The organism is Nostoc sp. C110, assembly GCF_043099725.1.
In the GTDB taxonomy this organism is placed as follows: Bacteria; Cyanobacteriota; Cyanobacteriia; order Cyanobacteriales; family Nostocaceae; genus Nostoc; species Nostoc muscorum_A.
Map to the genome: position 1 here is coordinate 5,786,936 of NZ_CP171148.1, position 26,947 is coordinate 5,813,882.

Annotated in this window: 20 protein-coding genes and 1 tRNA gene; 12 read left to right on the top strand and 9 right to left on the bottom strand. The window is 41.0% G+C overall.

Annotated features, from left to right (window positions below):
* Positions 1 to 56 precede the first annotated feature (56 nt).
* The 4 genes from hemN (at position 57) to ACFFRD_RS29730 (ending at position 4,384) form a co-directional block, all read left to right on the top strand.
* Positions 57 to 1,439 carry an oxygen-independent coproporphyrinogen III oxidase gene (gene hemN, locus ACFFRD_RS29715; protein WP_392479320.1) on the top strand — a complete coding sequence of 461 codons (1,383 nt, stop codon included), beginning with the start codon at positions 57 to 59 and terminating at the stop codon, positions 1,437 to 1,439.
* A 513-nt stretch (positions 1,440 to 1,952) separates the two neighbouring features.
* Complete coding sequence (locus tag ACFFRD_RS29720) at positions 1,953 to 2,231, top strand: GlsB/YeaQ/YmgE family stress response membrane protein (RefSeq protein WP_114083921.1); 279 nt, start codon at positions 1,953 to 1,955, stop codon at positions 2,229 to 2,231.
* Between the two features lie 165 nt (positions 2,232 to 2,396).
* Positions 2,397 to 3,089, top strand: coding sequence for a manganese catalase family protein (locus ACFFRD_RS29725; RefSeq protein WP_194144166.1), 693 nt, complete (start codon positions 2,397 to 2,399; stop codon positions 3,087 to 3,089).
* Between the two features lie 554 nt (positions 3,090 to 3,643).
* Positions 3,644 to 4,384 carry a DUF3891 family protein gene (locus tag ACFFRD_RS29730; RefSeq protein WP_392479322.1) on the top strand — a complete coding sequence of 247 codons (741 nt, stop codon included), beginning with the start codon at positions 3,644 to 3,646 and terminating at the stop codon, positions 4,382 to 4,384.
* Between the two features lie 135 nt (positions 4,385 to 4,519).
* Here ACFFRD_RS29730 and psaK read toward each other — a convergent pair whose 3' ends face one another.
* Positions 4,520 to 4,780, bottom strand: a complete 261-nt coding sequence (gene psaK / locus ACFFRD_RS29735; protein WP_012410900.1) for a photosystem I reaction center subunit PsaK — start codon at positions 4,778 to 4,780, stop codon at positions 4,520 to 4,522.
* 909 nt (positions 4,781 to 5,689) lie between these two features.
* Between psaK and ACFFRD_RS29740 the strand changes: the two genes are divergently transcribed.
* Positions 5,690 to 6,958 carry a glycosyltransferase family 4 protein gene (locus ACFFRD_RS29740; RefSeq protein WP_392479324.1) on the top strand — a complete coding sequence of 423 codons (1,269 nt, stop codon included), beginning with the start codon at positions 5,690 to 5,692 and terminating at the stop codon, positions 6,956 to 6,958.
* 188 nt (positions 6,959 to 7,146) lie between these two features.
* Positions 7,147 to 8,874, top strand: a complete 1,728-nt coding sequence (locus ACFFRD_RS29745) for an NFACT family protein (RefSeq protein WP_392483194.1) — start codon at positions 7,147 to 7,149, stop codon at positions 8,872 to 8,874.
* Positions 8,875 to 9,440: 566 nt separating this feature from the next.
* Here the strand turns inward: ACFFRD_RS29745 and ACFFRD_RS29750 are convergent.
* From ACFFRD_RS29750 to ACFFRD_RS29770, 5 genes are all read right to left on the bottom strand, one after another.
* The gene (locus ACFFRD_RS29750) at positions 9,441 to 10,595 is read right to left on the bottom strand and encodes an Arm DNA-binding domain-containing protein (RefSeq protein ID WP_392479326.1); all 1,155 of its coding nucleotides are present in this window, start codon (positions 10,593 to 10,595) and stop codon (positions 9,441 to 9,443) included.
* A 187-nt stretch (positions 10,596 to 10,782) separates the two neighbouring features.
* Positions 10,783 to 10,855: transfer RNA gene (locus tag ACFFRD_RS29755), tRNA-Phe, on the bottom strand.
* A 75-nt stretch (positions 10,856 to 10,930) separates the two neighbouring features.
* The gene (locus tag ACFFRD_RS29760) at positions 10,931 to 11,803 is read right to left on the bottom strand and encodes a metal ABC transporter permease (protein WP_392483195.1); all 873 of its coding nucleotides are present in this window, start codon (positions 11,801 to 11,803) and stop codon (positions 10,931 to 10,933) included.
* A gap of 52 nt (positions 11,804 to 11,855) precedes the next feature.
* The gene (locus tag ACFFRD_RS29765) at positions 11,856 to 12,632 is read right to left on the bottom strand and encodes a metal ABC transporter ATP-binding protein (protein WP_392479328.1); all 777 of its coding nucleotides are present in this window, start codon (positions 12,630 to 12,632) and stop codon (positions 11,856 to 11,858) included.
* Between the two features lie 101 nt (positions 12,633 to 12,733).
* Positions 12,734 to 13,675, bottom strand: coding sequence for a metal ABC transporter substrate-binding protein (locus tag ACFFRD_RS29770; protein ID WP_392483196.1), 942 nt, complete (start codon positions 13,673 to 13,675; stop codon positions 12,734 to 12,736).
* A gap of 380 nt (positions 13,676 to 14,055) precedes the next feature.
* Here ACFFRD_RS29770 and ACFFRD_RS29775 point away from each other — a divergent pair, with 380 nt between their 5' ends.
* Positions 14,056 to 15,657: an iron uptake porin gene (locus ACFFRD_RS29775; RefSeq protein ID WP_392479330.1), complete on the top strand. Its 1,602-nt coding sequence runs from the start codon at positions 14,056 to 14,058 to the stop codon at positions 15,655 to 15,657.
* Positions 15,658 to 15,758: 101 nt separating this feature from the next.
* Here ACFFRD_RS29775 and ACFFRD_RS29780 read toward each other — a convergent pair whose 3' ends face one another.
* Both ACFFRD_RS29780 and ACFFRD_RS29785 read right to left on the bottom strand, forming a co-directional pair.
* Positions 15,759 to 16,814: a DUF6745 domain-containing protein gene (locus ACFFRD_RS29780; protein WP_392479332.1), complete on the bottom strand. Its 1,056-nt coding sequence runs from the start codon at positions 16,812 to 16,814 to the stop codon at positions 15,759 to 15,761.
* A complete protein-coding gene (locus tag ACFFRD_RS29785) occupies positions 16,801 to 17,094 on the bottom strand; it encodes a hypothetical protein (protein ID WP_392479333.1) in 294 nt (97 codons plus the stop codon). The genes ACFFRD_RS29780 and ACFFRD_RS29785 overlap by 14 nt, the downstream gene beginning before the upstream one ends.
* A gap of 417 nt (positions 17,095 to 17,511) precedes the next feature.
* Here ACFFRD_RS29785 and topA point away from each other — a divergent pair, with 417 nt between their 5' ends.
* The 5 genes from topA (at position 17,512) to ACFFRD_RS29810 (ending at position 25,335) form a co-directional block, all read left to right on the top strand.
* On the top strand, positions 17,512 to 20,160 hold the full coding sequence (gene topA / locus ACFFRD_RS29790; RefSeq protein ID WP_392479335.1) for a type I DNA topoisomerase: 2,649 nt from the start codon (positions 17,512 to 17,514) through the stop codon (positions 20,158 to 20,160).
* 494 nt (positions 20,161 to 20,654) lie between these two features.
* Positions 20,655 to 20,795 carry a hypothetical protein gene (locus tag ACFFRD_RS29795; protein WP_190963682.1) on the top strand — a complete coding sequence of 47 codons (141 nt, stop codon included), beginning with the start codon at positions 20,655 to 20,657 and terminating at the stop codon, positions 20,793 to 20,795.
* Between the two features lie 7 nt (positions 20,796 to 20,802).
* On the top strand, positions 20,803 to 21,270 hold the full coding sequence (gene aroQ, locus ACFFRD_RS29800; RefSeq protein WP_012410889.1) for a type II 3-dehydroquinate dehydratase: 468 nt from the start codon (positions 20,803 to 20,805) through the stop codon (positions 21,268 to 21,270).
* Positions 21,271 to 21,383: 113 nt separating this feature from the next.
* Positions 21,384 to 22,325 carry an ADP-ribosylglycohydrolase family protein gene (locus tag ACFFRD_RS29805; protein WP_392479338.1) on the top strand — a complete coding sequence of 314 codons (942 nt, stop codon included), beginning with the start codon at positions 21,384 to 21,386 and terminating at the stop codon, positions 22,323 to 22,325.
* Positions 22,326 to 22,638: 313 nt separating this feature from the next.
* Positions 22,639 to 25,335, top strand: coding sequence for an HD family phosphohydrolase (locus tag ACFFRD_RS29810; protein WP_392483197.1), 2,697 nt, complete (start codon positions 22,639 to 22,641; stop codon positions 25,333 to 25,335).
* A gap of 50 nt (positions 25,336 to 25,385) precedes the next feature.
* Here ACFFRD_RS29810 and ACFFRD_RS29815 read toward each other — a convergent pair whose 3' ends face one another.
* Positions 25,386 to 26,861, bottom strand: a complete 1,476-nt coding sequence (locus ACFFRD_RS29815) for a hypothetical protein (RefSeq protein WP_392479340.1) — start codon at positions 26,859 to 26,861, stop codon at positions 25,386 to 25,388.
* Positions 26,862 to 26,947 lie beyond the last annotated feature (86 nt).

A 26,947-nucleotide genomic window follows, 5' to 3' on the forward strand; every position in this document is an offset into this window, starting at 1 on the left:
ACAGACGTGATTAATCGCGTCTCTACTACTCCCTTCATTCATTGGAAAGCAACTCAATGGTTTTTTTATTACCTGGTGTTAAGTTCGATCTGGATCTGATTCAAAAATACGATACTCGCGCACCTAGATACACTAGTTACCCGCCCGCAACAGAGTTAAGCGAAACATTCACTGAAACTGATTTTAAGGCCGCGATCGCAGCATCAAATCAACGCCAAACTCCTATGAGTTTATATTTCCACATCCCGTTTTGCCAAAGCGCTTGCTACTTCTGCGGCTGTAACACAGTAATTTCCAACAACAAGAATATTGCTAAACCTTATGTGGAGTCTTTGGTTCAAGACATTAAAAACACCGCAGCTTTAATCGATCCAGACAGGAGAGTGTTGCAAATCCATTGGGGAGGCGGTACTCCTAATTACTTGGATCATCACCAAGTAGAATTTTTATGGAAAAACATCAATCGCTATTTCAACATCGATCCACAAGCAGAAATCTCAATTGAGATTAATCCCCGCTATATTGATAAAAACTACATTTTCTTTCTCAGAGAAATTGGGTTTAACCGCATTAGTTTCGGCATTCAGGATTTTAATAGCAAAGTTCAAGTAGCTGTAAATCGTGTTCAGCCAGAAGAAATGCTCTTTGATGTCATGAGCTGGGTTAAAGAAGCTAAGTTTGAAAGTGTGAATGTTGACCTAATTTATGGTTTACCCTATCAGACCCGTGAGACATTTCAAGAAACGCTGAAAAAGACAATTGAATTAGATCCTGACCGAATAGTAGTCTTTAACTTTGCCTATGTTCCCTGGCTCAAACCGACGCAAAAAAATATTCCTCAAGAAGCGCTACCACCAGCCGAAGAAAAGTTAGATATTCTGAAAATGACTATTGAAGAATTGACGAGTAACCAATATTTATTTATTGGGATGGATCACTTTGCGAAAACTAATGACGAACTAGCGATCGCTCAACGCAATGGCACTCTCAAGCGCAATTTTCAGGGCTACACTACCCACGCAGAGACAGAATTGTTTGGTTTTGGTTCTACATCCATCAGTATGCTAGAAGATGCTTATGCTCAAAATCACAAGGAATTAAAAGATTACTATCAGACAATTGCATCGGGTAATTTACCTGTTAGCAAAGGTGTCAAGCTTAGTCAAAATGATATTATCAGAAGGGATGTAATCATGGGTATTATGTCTCACTTTCAGTTACACAAGGAAGATATTGAAAACAAATATCAAATCAACTTTGATGAATATTTTTCTGAGGAGTTAGAGACATTAAAACCACTAGAAGCTGATGGTCTGGTCAGTTTATCAAAAAATCAGATCCAGATTACAGACATCGGTCGATTACTAGTCAGAAATATTGCCGTTATATTTGATACCCACACAAAAATGCGAGAGACAAAATTCTCTCGTGCTATTTAAAACAGCCGCAAATCATTGGTGAAATTTTGCAGCCTTTAGATCCCCGATTTATTAAAGAAATTGGGGATCTAATGTTTCCCCATCACATTTAATTTTTAAATAAAAATGTACAAAATCAAATTTATTAAATATTAATTTTCCAACTTGATAGACAAAAACTTTTCATACATCTCTAAAAAGTTAGATTATGCAATTATATCTTCAGATAGATATATCAAAATTTAGATTGCCGATTTTTCTAATAAATCGAAAAATATGTTATTTTCAGAAATCTCGTTATTTAACTAGTAAAGCTTAATAGAAGAATATTAGAGATTTAATAATTTTTTATTTATTTGGCTGCCAAAAAATCCTTGAGCATTTTCATGCTATAAACGTCAAATGGCAATTTCCATCTAATTTGTATGTAAACTCTTTTGTCTAACTTTTGGATTTAGCATTTATCCCATCTGGTAGAAAGAATTCTGAATCAGAGTTGATAACTTAGATACAAGTGAGATTGTTGAGGCAGTTATGAGTATTATTGCTTGGGTAGTTTTAGGACTTTTGGCAGGTGCGATTGCTAAAGCTATTTATCCTGGCTATCAAGGTGGTGGAATTCTCTCCACAATGATTTTAGGTATCATTGGTGCTTTCGTCGGTGGAAGTCTGTTTACTCTATTGCGAACAGGAACTCTGCAAATTACTGCGGCTGGCGCTGGTTTAACTCTTCCTGGTATTTTGGTGGCTGTGCTTGGCGCAATTGTTGCCATTTATCTATGGGGATTAATCAGAAGAAGCAGCAATGCCTAATCGCTGATTGGTAGTTATCAACACTCACACGATCGCTGTATTTTATTGGTCTTATAGTTTCCCAGGTTGAGAAGCTATAAAACATCAAACTAGCTCTCTGTGGAACAATCCTAAAAGACCATTCAATCCCTTCTGTTACATCATAATTTTTGGAAGTGTAAATCTATGTTTTTTCACAAAAAAGAGCCTATTCATGCAGTTAACGTTAGTGAACCAAACCCTCGTTTTGCTCAATTACTTTTAGAACAGTTTGGCGGAGCTACCGGAGAACTTAGCGCAGCTTTACAATATTGGGTGCAATCATTCCATGTTGAAAATGCTGGAATTAAAGATATGCTCCAAGACATTGCAATCGAGGAATTCAGCCATTTAGAAATGGTTGGTAAACTCATTGAAGCTCATACCAAAAATGTGGATCAAACAGAGGCTTATAAGAGTACTCTCTTTGCAGTTCGCGGGATTGGACCTCATTTTCTGGATAGTCAGGGTAATGCTTGGACTGCAAGTTACTTGAATGAAGGTGGAGATGTAGTCCGTGATTTAAGGGCTAACGTTGCAGCAGAAGCCGGCGCTCGTCAGACTTACGAAGAGTTAATTAAGTTGGCAACCGACAAAGGAACCCAAGAAACTTTAGTCCATCTGTTAACACGAGAAATTTCTCATACCCAGATGTTTATGAAAGCTCTAGATTCACTGGGTAAGTTGACAGATCCATTCTTTGGTAATATTAAGCCAGATGAAACTGTTGCTCTTTACTACAACCTATCTACAGACGGTAATGGTAAAGATGAGCGTGGCCCTTGGAATTCTGAGCCAACATTCAAGTACATTGCTAATCCCCTAGAAAGCCACTCTTAGAAGTTTGTTGAAAAGTATCTGCCTGTGATTTTGGGTACTTATTGATCCCTCCTAACCCCACCCTTTTTTAGGCTACAGGGTACACACATCTCTCTACAAAACCAAAATGTAGTAGATCCTCCAAAATCCTCCTTAAAAAGGAGGATTTTGAGAGGTTTTTGCCAATTAAAAAGGGGGGCCGGGGGATCAAATAGCTTGTAGGGCAATTCTTAAAGACTTGTGTGTACACCGTAGCCTTAAAAAGGGGGGATTTTTAGGGATCTAAAGCTTTTGATGCGGACAGATCCGCATATAACCGAAAATCTTCACTGTTCCCTGTTTCCTCATCCGAAGGTTGGTGAAGAAGCATACTCCCGATTTCTTAGAGAAGTTGGGAGTATTAGCTACATATCTCTGCGTTATGAAGGATGGACTATATTGCACTCAAATTAAAATGGGTGTAAATCATAAGTCACACTGAAAAAGTCAGAGCGATCGCCTCTTCAATATCTAGCCCGACGTTTCTGAATTCAGATTCAACTCAAAATCAAAACTAAGAATCAGGAGATTAATTTGTGATTGTCAACGCTACGCCAAATGGTTGGGAAGTCATTTACCATCGTGCCCATGCCTTATTAGCAGCTCAACTGGCGGGGCAATGGCGACGTAAAGATGCGCCAGTAAGATTATATGAAACCATCGCTGCAATTTCTCATCACGATGATTTAGAGAAAGAGTGGGAAGAAGATATTCTTACTGAAGCCGGTGCGCCAAAGGACTTCATGCTGTCCTCAAATGCCGATGTAGATGCTGAGGTACAGAAATTGGCTGATTTGGCAAAAAATGCCCTTTACCGTGGACGATGGGTAGCTTTATTAATTTCCATGCACATCAGCCGTCTAAATGAGGGAAGGCGGGGTAAGCGTCCCAAACTAGACAAACTTTTGGATGAGCAACTTCAAAACCAGCAACATTGGCGGAAGGAACTGGGGATAAAAAAGGAGGAAGTTGATGCAGCCTATGCGTTTATGCAGTGGTGCGATCGCCTTTCTCTCATCTTATGTCAGCAAGAACTACCTGATGATGAGCGGTTTTTAGAAATTAGCAAGGGCCCTGAAGGTGAGCGCTATGACATCATGCAGCGCAGTGATAACTTGGTTGTTGTCAAACCCTGGCCCTTCCAAAACGATAAATTTACGGTCAACGTCGAAGCCTGCGACCTTTCCCAGGTAAAATTTGAGAGCAGTGTCCAACTAACTCAAGCGCTACAAGAAGCCCCCATCAAGGTACTTGAGTGGACATTCGTTAAGAGTTAGTACAGATTAGAATTTAAGAGGAATCCAGCGAATATTAGACAATTTATTTATAAAAAAGAGCCAGAGAATTAACACTCTCTGGCTCAATGCTGGAGACAAAAGAATCATCAAATAAAGGCTAACTTGGGCAAGAACCTAAATTCTTCCCAGGTTATGCAGCCCTAAAACAGCTCCCACTCCTAAGATATGACCAAAGGCAGTGGTTGCTAAAAGGGCTGGTAAACCAAAACCACCAAAAAGATTAGATGAGGGTAGTGCTGGCTCTGCATTGGGATATTTGATAGTCGATTTCCCAAAGGCAATGGCAATGATATTAGCAATAATGATAATCAGTCCAACTGTCGGACTCCATTGCAGGGGTGTAGTTGCAGCAGCGAGTAAGGTTGAAGTAAACACCTGATTTGCTCCTGAAATTTATTAATGATTGAAAATATAATCTGAAACTTTTCGAAGCAAATTCAATAAAGTACCCGATTTTGCATCAATATTTAACAGTTATTATAACTACTTAATATAACTTGAGTTCAACGTTGAGAGTTAACTGTGCTAGTAGTCTGCCAACCCAAAAATGCTGCGTGATGGCTGGGTAAAGGGGAAGGGGTAAGGGATTTGAAACCTTTTACCCTTTACCCCGCTAAGTTCACTTGACGAACTACTAGCTGCTTTTAACTTCAATGTCAGAAGTAAGCGTTTTACTAGTTTCAAATTACACCTGTACATCAGATGTCAAGGAGAATTAATAAAGGTTTATCTATAGTCAGCAAATGTTAATCCCACTTTTAAGGTTGTAAAAATAACATATAGTATTGTCAATTAGCTACTTAGCTACACTCATAAATACTTGTCAATTTTACACGCCAAAATTAAGACTTACTTGACTTCGGGGTCAATTTTTAAGTCGGATAGTTGCTTACATTTACCAAAAAAATCAAAAATATTATTCCCTTGTGGGTGGGATTTTTGGCATGGTGAATATAATTTCTAACTCCTAATTTTTGCTGTCAATTTGTCAAATTGACGTTAAGTGTTTATTTAATTAATTTAGATAAGCATAAAAAAAGGTGAAAAACTATAATTTTTATCTATCAAAAGTATGAAATATAAGGTATAGATTTTCCTCTATCCAAAGAAATTAAATATAAATACTTAACTTAAAATTATACTTCTGGCAGAAGATGTAAAAAAATATTAGGTATATTAAATTAAAATGAATATTAATCAAAGTTTCTCAACAATTTAAGTAAGTGTGTTACACACGTACTTGAAACAGCCTAGAGCTTTGTTAAAATCAGCAACACACAAACTATGAACTCTACCACCGAAAAACGTATCGCCTTGATCTCCGTCCACGGAGACCCGGCGATTGAAATAGGGAAAGAAGAAGCTGGGGGACAAAATGTTTATGTGCGCCAAGTGGGTGAAGCACTAGCGCAGCTGGGATGGCAAGTTGATATGTTTACCCGCAAAGTAAGTCTGGAGCAAGACTTGATTGTTGAACATGGGGACAATTGTCGAACTATTCGTTTAAAAGCTGGGCCCCTTGAGTTTGTGCCGCGAGATGAAATTTTTGAATATTTGCCAGAATTTGTGGATAATTTCCTCAAATTTCAGATAAAAAATGAGATTAAATACGAGTTAGTTCACACTAACTATTGGCTCTCTAGTTGGGTGGGGATGGAGTTAAAGAAAATCCAAGGGAGTAAACAGGTTCACACTTACCACTCATTAGGAGCAGTCAAGTACAACACGATAGAAAATATTCCTCTGATTGCCAGTCAGCGATTAGCAGTAGAAAAACAGGTGTTGGAAACAGCAGAGCGAATAGTGGCGACAAGTCCGCAAGAACAGCAACACATGCGATCGCTAGTTTCCACTGAAGGCAATATCGACATCATTCCCTGCGGTACAGATATTCAGCGCTTTGGTTCCATTGGGCGAGAAGCAGCTAGAGCTGAACTGGAAATTGCCAAAGATGCCAAAGTTGTATTATATGTAGGGCGTTTTGACCAACGCAAAGGTATAGAAACCCTAGTGCGTGCAGTTAACGAGTCTGAACTACGCGACTCGAATAATCTCAAGCTAATTATTGGCGGTGGTAGTACTCCAGGTAACAGCGACGGCATTGAGCGCGATCGCATTGAGCAAATCGTCCACGAATTAGGAATCACTGACTTGACCATCTTTGCTGGTCGTCTCAGTCAAGATATTTTACCAACTTATTACGCAGCTGCCGATGTCTGCGTTGTTCCTAGTCACTACGAACCCTTTGGACTCGTAGCGATCGAAGCGATGGCAAGTGGTACGCCGGTTGTGGCTAGTGATGTCGGTGGACTTCAGTTTACTGTAGTTAATGAACAAACTGGTTTATTAGCACCACCACAAGATGTAGGTGCTTTTGCGTCTGCTATTGACCGAATTCTCTTTAATCCCGAGTGGCGAGACGAATTGGGTAAAGCTGGCAGAAAGCGTACTGAAAGCAAATTTAGTTGGCATGGTGTCGCAACTCAGTTGAGTGAACTTTACACCCAATTGTTGGAACCATCAGCAAAAGAACCTGCATTGGTTGCTAAATAGTGTTTCAAGCAACTTAATCCACTTCAAATAAAATCATTTGACATACCGATAAATTCTATATTAGAGACGCAAAATTTTGCGTCTCTATATTTGTTATGGGAGCAATTGGGGGATATCTACCCTACATTAATATCAATATTAGAGATGATGGAAGTATACTGAGCATCGACCTTTGAACGCGAATGGCTATGCAACCAGTTGACTTCACCACCCTTACAGCTACTTGTAGCGAAATACGCGCTAACTGGCTGCCCTCGCGGACAGAACAGGTTTATCAGCGCGATCGCTATACTATTGCCATAGCATTACGCACCCTGAAACAGCGTGATTGGCTACAGATTTCTTGGCATCCCCAAGCTGCACACATTTGTATTGGCGATCCACCACCGCGATCGCCAGATACCTTTACCTTTAGCCAACAACTGATACACCAATTGGGTGGTTTGGCATTGGTGGGTATTGAAGCGATCGCACCTTGGGAGCGTGTTATCGATTTGCAATTTGCCCGTCGTCCCGGAGAAAGCGCCCTTTATCATGTCTATGCAGAAATTATGGGCAAGTATAGCAACGTTATTCTCACCGACGCGAACAATATAATTATCACCGCCGCCCATCAAGTCAGTCAGCAACAATCTAGTGTCCGTCCCATCCAAACCGGACAACCTTATGAAACACCACCAAAACTGACTGGAACTGTCCCCAGTTTGAGCGAATCTCAAGAACGTTGGCAAGAACGGGTAAGTTTAGTACCAGGAGCAATTAAGCGGCAATTACTGAAAAGTTATAGTGGCTTGAGTGCAGCATTGCTGGAGTTAATGCTGTTAGAAGCAAATATCGCACCAGAAACATCTACCGATACTCTCAACCCCGACGATTGGCGAAGGTTGTTTGAGCGTTGGCAAGAATGGCTGCAAGCTTTGGATTCCAAGAAATTTCAACCCGCTTGGACAAAAGATGGTTACACCGTAATGGGTTGGGGTGTAGTTGAAAAAGTCAAAGATATCCAGGAGTTGCTCAACCGTTACTACAGTAACGAAATTGAACAACAGTTATTTTCTCAATTGCGCCATCAGTTGAGTCAGAAATTAAATAATATTCTGGCGAAATTACGCAACAAAGCTCAAACCTTTAAAACGCGTTTGGAGCAATCAGATCGAGCCGATGAGTATCGACAAAAAGCTGATTTATTGATGGCTCACCTGCAAAACTGGGAGCCAGGGATGAAAGAAATTATCCTTGCTGATTTTGAGACAAATTTGCCAGTAGCGATCGCTCTCCAGCCAGATAAAAATGCTGTCCAAAATGCTCAAGGTCTTTACAAACAGCACCAAAAGCTGAAACGCGCACGTGCTGCCGTGGAACCTCTATTATTAGAAGTGCAGACAGAAATTGAGTATTTAGAACAAGTAGAAGCTGCGATCGCTCAGATAGACACTTACAAAACATCAGAAGATTTACGAGCTTTAGAAGAAATCCGTGAAGAGTTGATTGGGCAAAAGTATCTAGAAGATCCAGAATATCGCAGTCGCAGTGCAAATGAACCTCCTAGCACCAACTTTCATCGTTACCTTACCCCCAGTGGCTTTGAAGTATTAATCGGCCGCAATAACCGCCAAAATGACCAATTAACCTTTCGTGTAGCTGGGGATTATGACTTATGGTTCCACGCTCAAGAAATTCCAGGGAGTCATCTGCTACTACGTTTAGAACCCGGCGCTGTGGCAGAAGAAGCTGATTTGCAATTTGTCGCTAATCTTGCTGCTTACTACAGTCGCGCGCGTCAGAGTGAGCAAGTGCCAATAGTTTACACCCAGCCAAAACACGTTTACAAACCCAAAGGAGCAAAACCGGGAATTGCAATTTACAAGCAGGAGAGCATCCTTTGGGGAAAACCACAAATAGTCATTAGTTACTAGTCACTTGTACTGAGTTTCGAATGCGCTCAACTACCGCGTAGTCGTAAAGCCTGCGGTATAGCTACGCTTAGGGCGCAGCCTTTGGTAGAAAAGTATTGGTCAATTCTTTTCTGCTTCCTCTACCTCTGGTTTTGTCAGTCTATACCCTGCGTTCTACTGAATTCTTCTAATAGATAGAGGCATTTAAGCTTTGCTAATATCTTTTTTTGATGAATATTCCTGAAAAATCTGTGTTGACTGTTACAATATTGTTAAGAAAAGTTGCCCGTTGCATTTTGGGAACGCGCAATTGGGTTTTAACTCTCTTGAGAAGACAACGCAAAAAAAATATTTTATAGACCAGCTGTGGGAGGCTGGTCTTTTTGTATTTAATACAGCACTTTGAGTATTTTTTGAGCATTTATAGCTCAATACGCTTGGGTTAGCCCCCAATACTTTTCGGTTAAACCCAATAATCTCTCTTTTGGTCTGGGGAAAGGGGAAAGGGAAATTCAAACCCTTTCCCTTTCCCCTTTCCCCTTTCCCCTTAACCGAAAAGTATTGGGTTAGCCCCTTACATTACTATTTTAGGAAAGCTCTGGTGGTCTGAGATTTGTAAAGTTGGTTGCACCATAGTGATTGTCGATCATTTTGGCTGATGTTCCAGTCCATCTGCCAATCGCGGTGCTATTAATATGTGCTTCCACACACAAGCTGATAAAGGTATGCCGTGTCTGGTAGCTCTTACGATAAGGGATATTGCATTTACCTATGATTGACTTCCATGCACGATTAGCGAAGTTGTGATGGTCAATGAATTTTCCTTTCGGGCTTGTAAAGACTAGAGATTCAAAACTATCTTCTTCAGATTTCATCTCATCTAAGATTGCCTGCACTTCTGAATTAATCGGAAAATCACGTTTTATTTGGGTTTTTAGTCCCTCTTTCATGACTAAACCATTTTCGGAGACGACAACAGTTTCCCGAAATTGAATCACGCTATTAGTAACATGCTTCCATTTCAAGCCAACGGCTTCTGATGGTCTACACCCTGTAAAGAAAAGGAAGCGCACATAGTTTGTGTAATGCCTATAGTGGCGATCGCTAGCAAAAGTACGAATAATTAAATTTCTTTCTTCTTTACTGAATGGATTAATATCCTGTTCTTCTAAAGTACCCTTGGGAACTTTGATTTTCATAGCCGCAAAAGGGTTAGTGTCGATTAATCCCTCTTCCATTGCCCAATTACAGCAAGCTTTGAGTTGGGTTAAGCAGCGCTTTGCAGCATCTGGAGTGAGATTCGATAAAAGATGATCTCTAATAGCAGATGCCTCATCTAGCGATCGCGTCGGTAACTTAGCAATGTGATTACGATGCTTAGAGAAATCTTTGGCATAGGTACTGGGGCTAACTTGCGGTTTTTTAAACTCCCTATACTTATTCCAAAGTTCGTCTAATTGAGGTTGAGACTTTCTAATGGGTGTAATGGGTGTAATCGTGCTTAAAACAGATTGAGGTTGGTACTTTTCTAGAGTGAGGTCTAATCGTTCGCAGAGTATGTCTTTCTCAATCTCTGATGCCTTAAGCTCTGCCAATTTGCGGTTAGCAGGAGTATCAGCTAAACCCGTAGAAATGTAATAACGCTTGCTCTGATATCTAAACCGTAACTGCAACCGTTCATGAGAGTTAATGATTGATACAGAACCCTTAGATGCTCGCCCTGTAGGGGTTTTGGAGAACATAGGTTAAAAAGGTGTAATTACTCCTCTGCTCTAACTCTTTTACACCCAATTTACACCCAATTTGTATCTAAAGGTATCCAAAAATGTCCAAAATTGACATAAATAGTAGAACATTTATTCTTCATCAACCAGTAATTAGAAACTATAAACCCCTTGAAATCATTGCATTTCAAGGGGTTTATAAATATGCCAGGAACCGGACTTGAACCGGTGACACGAGGATTTTCAGTCCTCTGCTCTACCAACTGAGCTATCCCGGCTGGGGCTTTTGTGAGCCACGATTAATAAATGTAGCAAACATCCCAAAATATAGCAAGCCCTTGGAGAAAAAAGATTTATGCAGCTTTCAAATTCAACTTAAACCAGATGAAAACAGCTATAAATAGCAGGAATTGTACAAGAACAATACTTGGGCCAGAAGCAAGGTTGAAAATACCAGAGACAATGATGCCAGCAATGCTGCTGATGGAACCAACTATCACCGATATGACTAGAAAGCGGCTAAAGTGGTGACTCATCAATTTGGCAGTAGAGGCGGGAATAACCAAAAAGGCGTTCACCAGTAAAACGCCGACAGCTTTAATCGCTACGGCAACGGCGAGTGAAAGCAAAACCACAAATACATAGCGGTACAATTGGACGGGAACGCCTTGGACTTGTGCTACATCAGGGTTAAGGGTCAATAAAATTTGCTGTCGCAGGGTTGATAGTAAAAATATGCTACCTCCCACAAGTACTAACAGCGTCAAAATCAAATCTGTAGTGTCGATCGCTAGAATATCCCCGAACAGCACAGCCATCAAGTTGCCGCGATATCCTTTAATCAGGCTAGTGAGAATCACACCGATCGCTAATGCCCCAGATAGCACTATGCTAAGGACACTATCGCTACCTAAGTCAGTTTTATCGATGAAGTAGAGGACAATAACGCCGAAAACCAAGGTAAAAGGTAACAGCATCCAAGTCGGATTTATTTGGAGTAGCACACCTAACGCCACACCTACTAATGCTGCATGACCAACGGCGTGGCTGAAAAAGGACAACTGGCGCAAGGTGACAAAACTGCCCAACATCCCACCAAGTATTCCCATTAACACAGCACCGACGATCGCACGCTGCATAAAGGGGAATGTTAACAAGCTTACCAAGTCATTACTACTGGCGATCGCAAGCCAAGGTATCTGACAATCATTGAAAAAATAATCCATACTTATGGGCATCAACTAATTCTGGGAGTCTAATTACGAATTACGAATTATTTTAATGTTGGTGCTGGTAACGGCTGAAACCTGGGCCGTATGTTGCTAACAGGTTTTGCGGTGAAAGGGCAATTTCCGGTTTACCAGTACAAACAATGCTTTGGTTCAGGCAAAGCACGCGATCGCAATGGCGATTTACCATATCAATATCATGGGAAACTTGTAATACCGTCCAACCCTCCTCTCGCTTTAATTCATTTAGCAAAGCGTAAAAATCTGCTGAACCTTGCACATCAACACCAGCAAAGGCTTCATCGAGTACCAAAAGTTTCCGAGGCATTACCAAACAATAAGCCAACAACACCCGCTTAAGTTGACCACCGCTAAGAGTACCAATAGCTTGATGCTGTAAATGATAAGCATCGGTTCGCCGTAAAGCTTCTACTACTGCTGCCGATTTTTCTCTGTCTTGTTTCCACAGCTTGGAGAAAAATAAATCTCCCTTTTTTCCTTCCTTTGTCCATCCCAGTCCCACCAATTCGCTAACAGAAATAGGAAAGCTGCGGTCAAAGATGAAATTTTGCGGCATATAGCCCAATAAATGACGCAAACGCCCCAACCTTGCAATTGGGCGACCGAAAATTTCAATCGTACCAGCACTTCGAGGTATCAAATCTAAAACCGCTTTTACTAAGGTACTTTTACCAGCACCATTGGGGCCAACAATAGCTGTATCTGTTCCTGGCAATAATTCAAAAGAAACATCTCGAACAGCTAGATAACTACCTTGATAGACAGTTAATCCTTGTACTTTTAAAATAGCAATGTCATTAGTCATTGGTTCTTAGTCATTATTAGTCATTGGTCATTAGTCATTAGTCATTGGTCGTTGGTCATTAGTTTTTACAAAGGACAAATGACAAAGGACAAATGACAAACCTATTTACACGAAGTTTCCAAAATTTGTAAGTTAGCTTTCATTGCCTTGAAATAATGCTGTGGATCTGTTTCGCCAGTTTCCAGGGAATCCAGAGGACGCAAAGTTAAGTTCAAGTCTTTGGAAAGGCTACTTAGGAGTTTGTTATCTACTCCTGGTTCACTAAATAAAGCTTTAACTTTGTACTTTTTAACAGCATTGACTGCATTTTGCACATCAGTTGGTGAAAGTTGATCTTCGGGAATTTGCACCACAGCAACTTGTTTGAGGTTATAGCGTTTTGCTAAATATGGGAACGCATCATGAAAGGTAATAAAGGTACAACTAGGAGTTTTTTGTAAAGTCTGTTGAAATTCATTATTTAAACTTTCTAATTCTTTAATATAAGCCGCAGCGTTTGCTTCATAAGTAGCTTTATTCGCCGGGTCAGCAGCAATTAATCCATCCCGAATATTAGTTACCTGTTGTTTTGCCAAAACTGGATCTAACCAAACATGAGGATTACCTTGGGCGTGGTCGTGGTCTTCTTCCTCCTTGGCTGTTTTTACAACAGGTGAAATTTCATTTAAGGGTTTAATACCTTTACTGGCATCAATTTCAGCTAGTTTGGTATTTTGAGCATTTTTGACCGTATTTTCCAGAAATACCTCCAAACCTAAACCATTTTTTACTAACACATTCGCGGTTGCGATCGCTTTGACATTTTCTGGTGTCGCTTGGTATTCATGTACCTCCGTACCAGGCGGCACTAGAATTTCTACATCTGCGACATTCCCAGCTACTGCCTTAGTAAACAAATATATCGGCAAAAATGTCGTCACAACTTTAGTTTTTCCTAACTGCGCTACTGGGGTGGATACAGTCATCTGTGCTTGCGGTGACTGTTCAGGTATTGTTCCCTGATTCGGATTCGATTGGCTACAGCCAGCAATCATCGACAACATTGATAGAGTCATTATGGACAAGATGCCGTTTCTTTGTCTTCCTGTGATCAGCCCTTTGCCATTGATCGTCAAGGTGTTTTCCTCCTCAAAATGGATGCAAGTCTATGAGACTTATTCTAAATCTTAGACTATAATAATTCTCATTCTCATTCCCAACATATAATATCATTCTCAGTTTCCTGTGTAATGAGTAACAACAAAACTTTGTCAGATGTTACAGTCCTCTGCAATTTAGTTTTCCTTGAATAATTAGGATTTATTGACTTTTTTTATTAAAAAGGTTGTCTATTTCTGATAATATTACTGACAAATATTTGCATAAAATACACGTTAAAAAAACGTGCTTTGGGTGTGAATTGGAGATAAGTGTGAGGAGAAAAATGCAAAATTTCTGTAAATATCTGCTAGTTAGTCCAGCAGTTTGCTGTGCAATGCTATTTGTGAATACTGCTGCATTTGCAGGTGAAACATCCGCTACGTCTGAAATCAATCAACCGCAAGTTTTAGCTAGTCCAGACACAAACACTCAGATAACAGGGCAAGTTACTTCCGTATCTCAATTTTCCGACGTACAACCCACCGACTGGGCATTCCAAGCATTACAGTCGTTGGTTGAACGCTATGGCTGTATTGCAGGATACCCAAATAGTACTTATCGTGGTAATCGCGCATTAACGCGATATGAGTTTGCTGCTGGTTTGAATGCTTGTCTCGATCGCGTTAACGAACTTATTGCTACAGCCACAAGCGATTTAGTTAACAAACAAGATTTAGCAACATTACAAAAGCTGCAAGAAGATTTTTCAGCAGAACTGGCGACACTCCGAGGTCGTGTAGATGCAGTAGAAGCTAAAACTGCTGAATTGGAGGCGAATCAGTTCTCAACCACAACCAAACTGCAAGGACAAGTTGTTGCTGTCGCCAGCGATGTTTTGTCAGGAAATACAGTTAACGGTGCAGAAATTACAGACGAAAATACAACTTTAGGGGTTAGGGCGCGGATAGAACTTGTGACCAGCTTCACAGGGAAAGATACGCTGTTCACCAGAATCCAGGCTAATAATATTCTCAGCCCTAATATTGGTACGCCAGAGGGTAACTTATTCTTTGCTGGCGAAGATGGTACTACTAATGCCACGATAGATGCACTCTTCTACAGATTTCCGTTAGGCGAAAAAACAGAGGTTGTTGCGATCGCCAACGCAGGTGCAGCAGATGATCTCACCAGTACTGTTAATATCTTTGATGGTGATGGTGCTTTTGGTGCTTTATCCACCTTTGGTACACGCAACCCAATTTATGGCCAAATGAATGGTGCGGGGTTGGGAGTAACGCACGAGTTCAGTGATAAATTGGCACTGAGTTTAGGGTATTTGAGTGGTACAGCTAATGACCCTACACCCAATAATGGTTTGTTTAATGGATCTTACGGTGCGTTGGCACAGTTGACAGTTAAACCAAGCGATCGCATTACTATCGGTTTAACCTACATCAATTCCTACAACCAACCACTACTCACTGGTAGCAATGCAGCAACTTTCGCGCCCTTAGATATAGATGACAATGGTACGTTAGATTCCCGATTTTCCAGTAATTCTTATGGTGTCCAAGCATCCATCGGCATTACCGATAAGATAGTCTTGGGTGGTTGGGCTGGATACACCAACAGCCGTACCTTGACTGGAAGCCGTGGAGAAGTTGATATTTGGAACTATGCAGTTACCCTCGGCTTCCCTGACCTCGGTAAAGAAGGAAGTTTGGCTGGTATTATTGCCGGTGTGGAACCTAGATTAACAAGTTCTAATATCGCAGGATTAGATACAGATCCCGATACATCCTATCATCTTGAGGCGTTCTACCAGTATAAGCTGAGTGACAATATCACCATTACGCCAGGAGTCATCTGGCTAACATCCCCAGATCATAACAATAACAACGATGATGTTGTGATTGGCGCACTGAGAACCACATTCAGTTTCTAATTTTTAAAACTCCAAAGAAGACGCAAATTTATTTTTTGCGTCTTTTATTTTGTGTTTAATCTCAAAAATAATACCCAATAAAAATACTGGGCTAGATAAACTCAGGTTTGCACAGCAAATTCTTCTTGATCTATTCCCCAATTTACCCAGCGAATCGCTTCACGCGCTGAGTTTATATTTGGTGGAACTCGCAAGGCATGAATAAAGCTTGTGCTAGGGCAAGTTATTTTTAATAAATAAATTGGTTTTTCATCAACATCGGCATCAATTTTTAATAACGTGTATTCTTGCCAAGTATCTAATTCAATAGCTTGTAATTCTTGGCAAATTCTGGCGTAACCAATACCCTGAATTAATACTCGCCGTAGTTCGGCATTTTCTTCTGTTAAAAGCCAAGTAGCTTGCCATTGCTGAGGGTGGATTTTACCGTACTTTTCAGGTAAGGTTACGCCGTGATAGGAGTAGAGGCTATATTCATCAGTAAATTCAATGGCGGGTTCACCTTCAGCGTGGAGGCGGTTTTGATTGTCGAAGCGTAGGTGAAGGGGGCGATCGCATACTATACAAAATTTTTCAAATGGAGAAATCAAACCACAAAACCTTGATAAAGACTGTAAAGTTTCCCATCTTTTTTTGCTGTAAGAATAATTTAGTACAGAAACGTAAAAATCCACATGACAACAACGATTAGCCAAATCTTGTGAATTTAACCAGAGACGATCTCCTAAATGTATATTGATTTTAGGCTGATCTTGGAATTTATCTTCTAGTATATATTCAAATAGACTAACACTTAGTTCAAAACTATTTAAATGCCTAAGAATTTCCATATTTGTTTGATACGAAAAATTTATATTTTCATTAGTTAAATTTGCAATAATATAGTCATAAATATTGTTGTTTAAACTTACGAAATCTATATTATTAAAATTTAATTTAGGTAGCTTTTTAAAAATAATTTTTAACCCAGTATAAGGACTTTCACAAAAAATAATTTCTGGCTGTTGTTTACCGATAGCTGTATATGTAGCTTTAACAACTTCCGCCGCTTTTTCACGATCAATTCGCTCAGTTGAAAGCGCGATCGCTCTCCACTTTTCCCGATAAACTGGAATCAAAGCCTCCTGCTCAGGTGTTAAATTTTCAATCAGCGACATATCGCCAACCTTCCGGTTCATATTCTCGCTGAATTTTCACCATCCAGTCACCTTGGGGAATAGAAATAGCTTTATGCTCCTCATGAGCTAGCAATGCCGACTCTGAAAACACACGCAAATAGAGTGTGCTATCTTTTTCGTATAATTCGGCGTTTCCCTCAGTAATGCAATGCTTATGCCCTGTAACTTCGCCTTCTGCCAAAGTTAAGTGAGGTATTTTTTGTCCTTCAATTTGCTGCACAGGCAGTAAAATTACATCACCTTGACGAATTGGTTGCATAGTTTTGCTTTCTTGACACAGCTACAAACCCCACTTCGCTTTTGCTCTCAAGTTTGATTTAATTTTGGCACAAGCGATATGAAAGTGGGAATTGGCATTGGGCATTGGGCATTGCTTAATAAATAGTTCTTCTTCCCTTCCTTCCCCACTCCCCATTCCCCAAATTTTAAAACTGTAGTCGCCAATTATGCGTTAGATAAGTTAAAGATTGAAATAGCTGGAAATTCACACCCAGCGTAGCCTTCTCTATCCTTTGGGACAGACGGGGCCACAAGTTCAGGGGATTTTCTCCCAAGCAGACAGTTTATGTGAGGATTAAATCACCGCCCTAAGCGCGACCTTTTATCTTGACAATTTGCAAAAATTACCTCAATTTGACTGTTTAGCTTAGTAGCTATTCTTTTTATTGAAATTTCCATGTCAACTCTCGTCATCGTCGAATCTCCAACCAAAGCTCGTACCATTCGCAACTACCTGCCAGCAGGCTATCGGGTGGAAGCGTCTATGGGTCATGTGCGTGACTTACCCCAGTCGGCTAGTGAAATTCCTGCTGCCGTCAAGGGGGAAACATGGGCGCAGCTAGGGGTAAATGTGGACGCCGACTTTGAACCGGTATATGTTGTCCCGAAAGACAAAAAGAAAATTGTCACCCAGCTTAAAGAAGCCCTTAAAGATGTAGATGAACTGATTCTGGCAACAGACGAAGACCGGGAAGGTGAAAGCATTAGTTGGCATTTATACCAATTGCTGAAGCCGAAAGTTCCGACTAAGCGGATGGTGTTTCACGAAATTACCCAAGAGGCAATCAAAAAAGCTCTGAAAAACTGCCGCAATATCGATGAGCAGTTGGTTCGCGCTCAAGAAACGCGGCGGATTTTAGACCGACTCGTGGGTTATACCCTGTCTCCTCTGCTATGGAAAAAAATCGCCTGGGGATTATCTGCTGGGCGGGTGCAATCTGTAGCTGTGCGGCTTTTAGTCACTAGAGAACGCCAACGCCGCGCTTTCCATGAGGGTACATACTGGGATTTGAAAGCCAGTTTGTCAAAGGAAAAAACGCCCTTTGGTGCCCAGTTGGTAACATTGGCAGGAGCCAAAATCGCTAATGGCAGTGATTTTGACGCAACGACCGGAGAAATTACCGCAGGTCGCAATGTCCTGTTGCTCAACGAAGACCAAGCCGTAGCCCTCAAGGAACGCCTAACAGGGAAAACCTGGAGTGTTACCGACATCGAGGAACGCCCAGTGACGCGCAAACCGTCGCCGCCGTTTACCACCTCGACGTTGCAACAAGAATCTAACCGGAAACTGCGCCTCTCAGCCCGTGACACGATGCGGGTTGCCCAGAATTTGTACGAACAAGGGTATATTACCTATATGCGGACAGATTCGGTGCATTTGTCAGATCAAGCGATCGCAGCTGCTCGGAGTTCTGTAGAAAAGCTTTACGGTCAACAATACCTCAGTCCCCAACCCCGGCAATACACCACTAAATCCAAAGGCGCACAAGAGGCGCACGAAGCAATTCGTCCAGCCGGTAGCACCTTCCGCACGCCTCAAGAAACTGGTTTGGGCGGTCGAGAACTTGCCGTTTACGATTTGATTTGGAAGCGGACTGTCGCCTGTCAAATGGCTGATTCCCGCCAAACTCAAATTAGCGTGCAATTGCAAGTTGAGGATGCTGGATTCCGTTCTTCTGGCAAACGAATTGAATTTCCTGGATATTTACGTGCTTACGTCGAAGGTTCAGATGACCCAGAAGCAGCACTGGAAGACCAGGAAGTAATTTTGCCCAATCTGAAAGTGGGAGATCATCCGAATTGTACAGATTTAGAAGCAGTTGGCCACGAAACTCAACCGCCAGCTAGATACACCGAAGCTTCTTTGGTGAAAACCTTAGAAAGTGAAGGTATTGGTCGTCCCAGTACCTACGCCAGCATCATTGGCACGATTATCGACAAAGGTTATGCCCATTTGGTGAGTAACGCTCTTATTCCTACCTTCACCGCTTTTGCCGTCACCGACTTGCTGGAAAAACATTTCCCAGACATCGTTGATCCTAGTTTTACCTCGAAGATGGAGCAAACCCTTGATGACATTGCCACAGGTGAAGCAAAATGGCTACCCTACTTGCAGAAATTCTATCTGGGAGAGAAAGGGTTGGAAACCCTGGTAAAAGAACGGGAAAGTCAAATTGATGCCACCACAGCTAGGACTGTAGAACTGGAGAATCTAGATGCCAAAGTCCGTATTGGTAAATATGGCCCCTACATTGAAGTTACAAATGGTGAGGGGGTAATCACCGCCTCAATTCCCAAAGACTTGACCCCAGCCGACCTCGACCCTAAACAGGTAGAAGTTTTGCTGCGACAAAAAATCACAGGCCCTGACCAGGTAGGTCGGCATCCCGAAACTGGGGAACCGATTTATGTGAAAATCGGTGCTTATGGGCCCTATGTCCAATTGGGCGATAAAACCGACGAAAACCCCAAACCGAAACAAGCTTCTCTACTCAAGGGTGTCACCCCAGAAACCGTTACCCTGGAAATGGCTGTTGGTCTGTTGGCACTACCCCGGACATTGGGAGTTCACCCAGTCACAGGCAGCAAAATCCAAGCAAGTTTGGGACGCTTTGGCCCTTATGTGGTTCATGACCAGGGTAAGGAAGGGAAAGATTACCGTTCCCTTAAAGCTGCTGACAATGTGTTGACAATTAGCCTAGAACGTGCTTTAGAACTATTGTCCGAACCAAAAAAGGGACGCAGTTCCACCAACAGCAAGTCCAAGGCAGCCTTACGCGAATTGGGACCACATCCAGAGGACGCGGAAACAATTAACATCTACGATGGCCCTTATGGCCCTTACATCAAGCATGGCAAAACTAATGTGAGTATCCCAGAAGGTCAAACTGTAGAAGATATAACTCTGACTGAGGCGCTCAACTTATTGGCAGCTAAGGCATCGACAGCGAAATCGACTCGCAAAACGACTAAATCAACGACTTCCAAATCTAAGTCAACTGCTAAGTCAACGACGGCTGCGAAAAAGAAAGTCACAGAAGGCTAACTGTAAGTCAAGTAATTTTGGATTTTGAATCTTAGCTTTGGTGTGCTTCCAGTGCAACTTGGATTTTGGATTAAAAGAATTTTGCGGTTCATACCCCGATGCCACTTGCTTTATACCGGAGAATCCGTCCACCGCAGTGGCTCCCCCTTGTAGGCAAAATCTAAAATCTAAAAGACGCTCCTACGGACGCTCGATGACTCGCTAACGCTAAGGCTACGCCATCGTAAATCTAAAATTCGTAGTCAAGAGTCCAAAGTCCGATCTTTAAACTCTTGACCCTTGATATTTATCCTTGATAGGATGCAGTTCTGTAGGTTGCAAGTGTGATACTCTAAAAAGTAAGGGAGAACACAACGCCAAATTTTAGAAGTGGCTTATGTCCCAAATACGGGATTGTGTCAGTGCCCGGTTGGAAGCCAGAGGTACGACAATGTGCCATATTCTGCGTACCTGTTAATCAAAATTTGAGGTAGTATCTCAGGAGCATTCAGTTCATGGACTATATAGAAAAGGTGCTGGAAAAGCTTAAGGAATTAGCACGCAGGCTGATTGAGAGCCTGTTAGGGCCAGAGGGTGAACCGGAACCGGAACTGATTCCGATTCCTGTAAACGATCGCTCGCGTCGTCGCCACTAGAGCCAAAGTGCTGAACTCGACATTACAACCCTTAAGCATTCTGGCACTGCATGGGCCAAACTTGAATTTGCTAGGACAGCGAGAACCAGGAATTTATGGTTCGTTGACATTAGCTGAAATTAACCGCCTGTTAGAAGAAGAAGGATTCAAGTTACAGGCGAAAGTTTTTCCCTTGCAGTCAAATCATGAAGGAATTTTAGTAGATACTATTCATGAGGCATTAGGACAACATCAAGGAATTTTGATTAATGCCGGGGCATATACTCACACAAGTGTGGCATTGCGAGATGCGATCGCGGCTGTTAACTTGCCCACAGTCGAAGTACATCTGAGTAATATTTACCGCCGGGAAGATTTTCGCCATCATTCGTACATCGCCCCAGTTGCGATCGGGCAAATAAGTGGTTTTGGTGTTCAAAGTTACTTGTTGGGCTTACAAGCTTTGGTAAATCATTTAAGAAAAAATGAAACGTAAAGAATGAAAAATGAATCGATTTTTAGAGTTTAGATTTGGGATTGAATAATTTTATCCCAAATCTAAGTTACGCTGGGAGCGCACCAAAAGTGCGACCCAAAATCTAAAATTCTATGCGTTATTCTCCTATAAGTAGATTTAGAGGTACTTTCCTCGGAGCATTTCTGGGGGGAAGTTTAACATCTAATGGTAAAATACAGTCTCAGAGTTACCTAGATTTAGGCAGAATGGCGATTCTGGGTACTGAGAGTTTAATTAACTTGGGTAAATTAGATTTAGATGATTGGATAGCACGTCAGCAGCAAGAATCTCTTCATATAGCAGCAGCTGATGATATATCGATAAAAATAATTATTGCCACACTACCAGTAGCACTTTTTTTTCACGAAAATCCGATTAAGTTGCGACAAAAATTGCTGCTTGTACTCAAAATCTGGGAAGATGACCCAGTAGTAAGAGATGGAACACTCGCGGTAGCTTATGCGATATCTCTTGCCCTAACTGAAAAACTCGACCCTCTAACCCTCATCCCACAAACAATTTATTTTCTTGGTGAAACACCGACATCTATACCAAAAAAATTATTAAAAGTCCAGAATTTATTAGAGCAAGAGGCGGGATTGTCAAGGGCGCAAGCTGAGTTTGCTAGGGAAGAAAAACTCAGTAACACTATTGCTATGGCATTTTACTGCTTTTTGAGTACCTTAGAAGACTTTCGCCTTGCAGTTTTGCAGGCTACTCACAATGGCAATTCTAAAGTGCAAGATGCTACATCTTTAAGCTCACAGGCTACAGGTGCAATTACTGGTGCTTTATCAGGAGCATATAACGGTATAGGCGGAATTCCTGTAAATTGGCAAGTCTTGCTTTTGCAAAGGAATTCTCCAGCATGGGGATTAACTAATTTTTCCCAAATGTTAAAATTGACCGATGCATTTGTGGCGGTGTGGTCAGGAGTGTATGATATTGACCTAAATCCCAGAGAGTTAACACAGGGATATGAGGAGGCTTTGCTTTCAGTTTACGCAGCTCCCCGCGTTATTCGATCGCGTTAATTTTATTTGCACCGAAAAATGGTGCGGGTACTAAACTCTCAAAATTAGCTTGATAAAACATATAGGACAGCTTGGATTAAATCCAGCTACCATCTCAATTAACTAGACAAGGGGCTTTTGTCCATTGCTATAGTGTACTAGTCTTATATACTAGAACTTTTCAGCAAACCTCAGACAGATTCTGTCAGTAGCTATTGTGGCAAATCAGCTTTAATTAGCCTCCGTCACCGTAGTTGCAACAGTAGCAGATGAAATTTCCCTGATGATTGTCTTTTTTTTGAGCTATCAAAGTAGGCAATTGCAGGCAGAGATAATGAAAATGCAGGAATTTTTGCAGTTCTTAACCCAGCAATTGACTCACTGGCGGCGACAGTACAAAGGACTACGCCGTAAAGGAAAGTTAATGAGAAGTCCTAAAAGTAAAAGCGATAGAAAGCAACTTTTAAGGACTTTCCTGAAGAATGTAATCTTATTTTTATCCAAAAGCAATGACAAAAGCGCTCGTCGAAAACAAGAAAGAGCGCTCCAGTCAAAGGCAAAATCGGTGACAACTAAGAGTAGTATTTATTCAGTCTGTTTAGATTGGGTGCATAAACAGAGATCCTTGGGAATTTTAGCGATCGCTGTATTATCCCTTACAGGCGTTATTGGGCAAAAATTATACAACCAAACTCAACTGCAAGTAGGACATCCCGCGCCCCAAACCATTACAGCGCCTTATACAGCTAAAATCAAAGATCAGAAAAAAACAGAAGTCGAGCGCAAAGCCGTCAGTAGAAGCTCGTTGCAAGTGTTGATGCTAGATGCGCGAATGAACGAACAAATCAACGAAAATTTGCAACAACTTCTAGATGATGGTAACGAAATTCGCGCTGTTGCTGGAGCTTTTCCTTTTTTTGATCCTGCTGTTTTGCCCATCTCTACCCAGCGTTACCTCCGCTCTTGTAATGACTCAGAATGGCAAGCACTGCTCTTAGCCGTAGAAAATAGTAAAAATCAGCAGAAGAAAGGAACAGGACAAACCACTGCCTTATCCCGTTCATCATCTATAGCTGCACCCAATCAGGAACGCCAACCGCGCACAACACCACAGAAAACAGAGCCAGTTGATTTTTCTCAAAGTACTGATTTTACTCAAGCCGTTGCAGAACTAGAATCTTACCGCCTCACAACTTCTGAGAAAAACTTGTCTTTACTGATTGCCCAAATTTCCCAAACACGCAAAAGATACACCGAAGCGACTACCAAACTTTTACAGTTAGAGACTGTTACCCCAGAAGCAGTATATGAAGAATCCTTTCTTTTGGATTTGTCAGATGTGGAGTGGGAAAAAACACAAATGGGAATCCATCAGAGTGCAGAGCGGATTCTCACCCAAGGCATCCCACAAGGACTGCCAAAAAATATCTTACAGGATGCGGTGAGTTTACAATTGCAGTCCTTTGTACCAGAATCCGCCCAACCTTTGGCAAAGAACCTGTTGTTAGCTGTACTCAAGCCGAATCTGCAAAAAGATGAAGAAGAAACGAGAGTAAACGCTCAAAAGGCTGCTGCTGGAGTGCCACCTGTAATAGAAGAGGTACGACATGGTGAGGTAATTGTCAAAAGAGGAGTGCAAATTACTACATGGAACTTAGAGGTGCTGGAGCATTATCGCCTGGTTCGCCGAGAGGTAAAATGGCGGGGGTTGTTGAAATTAGGAGGCTTGATTGCGATCGCCATTGGCATTTTTGTCTGGGTAGAACGCCATGTTGATTATGAATTACGACAACGCGATCGCCTATTAGTTTTATTGCTAACTCTAAGTGTGCCAGGATTGGTGACAATGGGATTGCCTTACACCACTTGGAGCGCCCTTGGTTTATTGTTGGGAAGCTTCTACGGCCCGACTTTAGGGTTAACAGTTGTTGGACTGTTGTTGCCGATATTAGCTGTGATCTTGGATATGAGCAAAGTTGCGCTTTTAGCTGGTGCTGGTGGGGCAATATTAGGTAGTTACATAGCGCAACGATTGCGATCGCGTGAAGAATTGGCATTATTAGGGCTTGCGATCGCTTTAACTCAGGGCAGTATTTATCTGGTTGTTAAAATCTTAATTGGTCAAGCATTTGGTTCAACCTGGTATATAGTTCTCCGAGAAGCCGGATTTTTTGCTTTATCCGGTTTAGGCTGGAGTGTTGTAGCTTTAGGGTTGAGTCCTTATCTCGAAAAAGTTTTCGATTTGGTCACTCCCATCCGTTTAGCAGAGTTGGCGAACCCTAATCGGCCTTTATTAAAACGACTCGCTACAGAGACTCCTGGAACTTTTCAACACACGTTATTTGTAGCTACCCTTGCCGAAGCTGCTGCCAAAGAACTAGGATGCAATGTTGAACTCGTTAGGGCTGGAACATTATATCACGATATTGGGAAAATGCACGACCCACTTGGATTTATTGAAAATCAAATGGGGGGGCCGAATAAACACGATACAGAGATTAAAGACCCTTGGAAGAGTGCAGAGATTATCAAAAAGCACGTAACTGAAGGGTTAGTGATGGCGCGTAAACACCTTTTACCGACAGCGATTCAAGCTTTTATTCCAGAGCATCAGGGAACGATGCTAATTGCCTATTTCCATCACCAAGCCCAGCAAATGGCTCAGGAAAATCCGAGTTTAACAGTAGACGACGCAGATTTTCGCTACGATGGCCCGATTCCCCAATCACGAGAGACCGGAATTGTAATGTTAGCGGACTCTTGCGAAGCAGCGTTGCGATCGCTGCAAGCATCGGCTAAATCTGTGGGAGAGAAGCGATCGCTTAAAGATGTCTCCACCGAACAAGCTTTAACAATGCTAAATAATATCTTGCGTGCTAAATGGCAAGACAATCAACTCGTTGATTCAGGATTAAAACGGGAAGAGATGTCACAAATTGCCCAGATATTTGTGGATGTTTGGCAACAATTTCATCACAAACGGATTGCTTATCCGAAGTTGAAGGCTAGTAATACTGCTCGTAATTTGTAACTTGTTTTACCTGAGCCGATTATGGGTGCGATGTCTACGACGGGCTACGCCTACATGTATCTGCTAAGGAAATGCCGTCTTGTTGCACCAGATCCCTGAATTCTTCCATCAATCTCAAATCTTTTAAAAAACTTATTTTTTTCTTGTCTATGTTTTCTGTCAAACGCATTAATTTCATCTATTATTGACATTTCTCCATTAAGCCTAATGAGAATTATAGTAGTGTACGTCAAGATAGAACTACTTTTAATTGTTTCAAATATCTCCTCATAATCTTTAATGAAACTGCGCGTTGATGTATATTTTAATAAAAAATTAATCTCGCTATCTAAATTTTGATTATATAAATTTATAGTACCATTTTTTAAATTATATATTACGTTGAAACAACTTCCCATTATATAATTTTCAAGCAATTCTAATAGAATAAGTTGTCCAATTTTTTCACTATTAGGTTCTCCTGATTCTTTATAAAACTCAATACACAATCCTTTTTTTACTAAAAGAGAAAAGTGCTGACACATAACATCTACAATTTTTTCATTAGATTCACTTGTCAAATCTCTAAAATTTAGAGGAAATCGATTAGCATATTCTCTAGCGCAGTCATGCCATCTAAACTCACCTTTTGGATCAGTTTTGAAATTATATGAATTCGCAGATTTAGCTTTATATTTTTCTATCAAATCTTTAATTATTTCGGGGTTTTCAAGAATAAGTTTTCTTGCAACTTCTTTTTTCCTAATAACATCCTTCCATGTTGGAGAAGAAGCCCATGATTTTTTAATCTCTTTATTTATATATTGTCTTAGTTTTTGGTTGTGAATTGTTATAACATCAGCATTTGTCCATGAATAAGCAAGTGGAAGTGAAGTTAGTATATCTTGTGGTACTAGAAGAACACCCTGAGTTGAGTAACAAGGTAATCCATTAAAATACTCACCAGCTATCAACGTTCGACTAGGAGCTTTTGGTAGTTTTAAAGATTCAGCAACACGACAAGAGAACTGAGCTAACTCAGGGAGCAATATATGAATTATCATATCACTAATTCTATCTGCACCAATACCTTTCTCAAAGAGTCCAGACAGTTCAAAAATTATTGGATCTAGTATTCCTACTCTTCCTAACTCTACAATAGTTTCTGATAAATTATTTGCTAAGTGACTTCCAATTCCTTTACCTCCAGCATGATTAATTGAATAGCCTAAGCCTGCAAGCGGTATTTCAGAAAAAGCTAGCTTTTTACTGATTGTCTCAAAGCTCCCATGACCTTCAATAAAATTTACTGTATGCTCTAATACATTATCAAAGTAACTTGTGATTTTATTAGATGATTTTTTTAATTCAGGAACAGATGTTTTTTCTAAAAGCCTTGGATCAATATAAAATTTAGAGTCGATTTCGATAAATCCATTAAAAATATTGTTATCATTTAAAACTATGGGATCAATTTGGAATACATCACTAATTCTTTTAGGCATCTCTTTATTATGACTGTCTACATTTTTAGGATTCCCAATCATTAAGATTTACTAACAGCATTTTTCAATTTCGCCAAATAGCACGTAACAATAAATTTATGGTTCTATCGCTCCCCTTTGGAACTAAA

Bases quoted from the DNA above. Each gene is read 5' to 3' on its own strand.
- ACFFRD_RS29745 (WP_392483194.1), top strand. From the start codon at position 7,147: ATGCAACCAGTTGACTTCACCACCCTTACAGCTACTTGTAGCGAAATA.
- ACFFRD_RS29775 (WP_392479330.1), top strand. From the start codon at position 14,056: ATGCAAAATTTCTGTAAATATCTGCTAGTTAGTCCAGCAGTTTGCTGT.
- hemN (WP_392479320.1), top strand. From the start codon at position 57: ATGGTTTTTTTATTACCTGGTGTTAAGTTCGATCTGGATCTGATTCAA.
- topA (WP_392479335.1), top strand. From the start codon at position 17,512: ATGTCAACTCTCGTCATCGTCGAATCTCCAACCAAAGCTCGTACCATT.
- ACFFRD_RS29805 (WP_392479338.1), top strand. From the start codon at position 21,384: ATGCGTTATTCTCCTATAAGTAGATTTAGAGGTACTTTCCTCGGAGCA.
- ACFFRD_RS29780 (WP_392479332.1), bottom strand. From the start codon at position 16,814: ATGTCGCTGATTGAAAATTTAACACCTGAGCAGGAGGCTTTGATTCCA.
- ACFFRD_RS29760 (WP_392483195.1), bottom strand. From the start codon at position 11,803: ATGGATTATTTTTTCAATGATTGTCAGATACCTTGGCTTGCGATCGCC.
- ACFFRD_RS29750 (WP_392479326.1), bottom strand. From the start codon at position 10,595: ATGTTCTCCAAAACCCCTACAGGGCGAGCATCTAAGGGTTCTGTATCA.
- ACFFRD_RS29815 (WP_392479340.1), bottom strand. From the start codon at position 26,861: ATGATTGGGAATCCTAAAAATGTAGACAGTCATAATAAAGAGATGCCT.
- ACFFRD_RS29725 (WP_194144166.1), top strand. From the start codon at position 2,397: ATGTTTTTTCACAAAAAAGAGCCTATTCATGCAGTTAACGTTAGTGAA.
- ACFFRD_RS29810 (WP_392483197.1), top strand. From the start codon at position 22,639: ATGAAAATGCAGGAATTTTTGCAGTTCTTAACCCAGCAATTGACTCAC.
- ACFFRD_RS29740 (WP_392479324.1), top strand. From the start codon at position 5,690: ATGAACTCTACCACCGAAAAACGTATCGCCTTGATCTCCGTCCACGGA.
- ACFFRD_RS29795 (WP_190963682.1), top strand. From the start codon at position 20,655: ATGGACTATATAGAAAAGGTGCTGGAAAAGCTTAAGGAATTAGCACGC.
- ACFFRD_RS29765 (WP_392479328.1), bottom strand. From the start codon at position 12,632: ATGACTAATGACATTGCTATTTTAAAAGTACAAGGATTAACTGTCTAT.
- ACFFRD_RS29720 (WP_114083921.1), top strand. From the start codon at position 1,953: ATGAGTATTATTGCTTGGGTAGTTTTAGGACTTTTGGCAGGTGCGATT.
- ACFFRD_RS29770 (WP_392483196.1), bottom strand. From the start codon at position 13,675: ATGTTGTCGATGATTGCTGGCTGTAGCCAATCGAATCCGAATCAGGGA.
- ACFFRD_RS29785 (WP_392479333.1), bottom strand. From the start codon at position 17,094: ATGCAACCAATTCGTCAAGGTGATGTAATTTTACTGCCTGTGCAGCAA.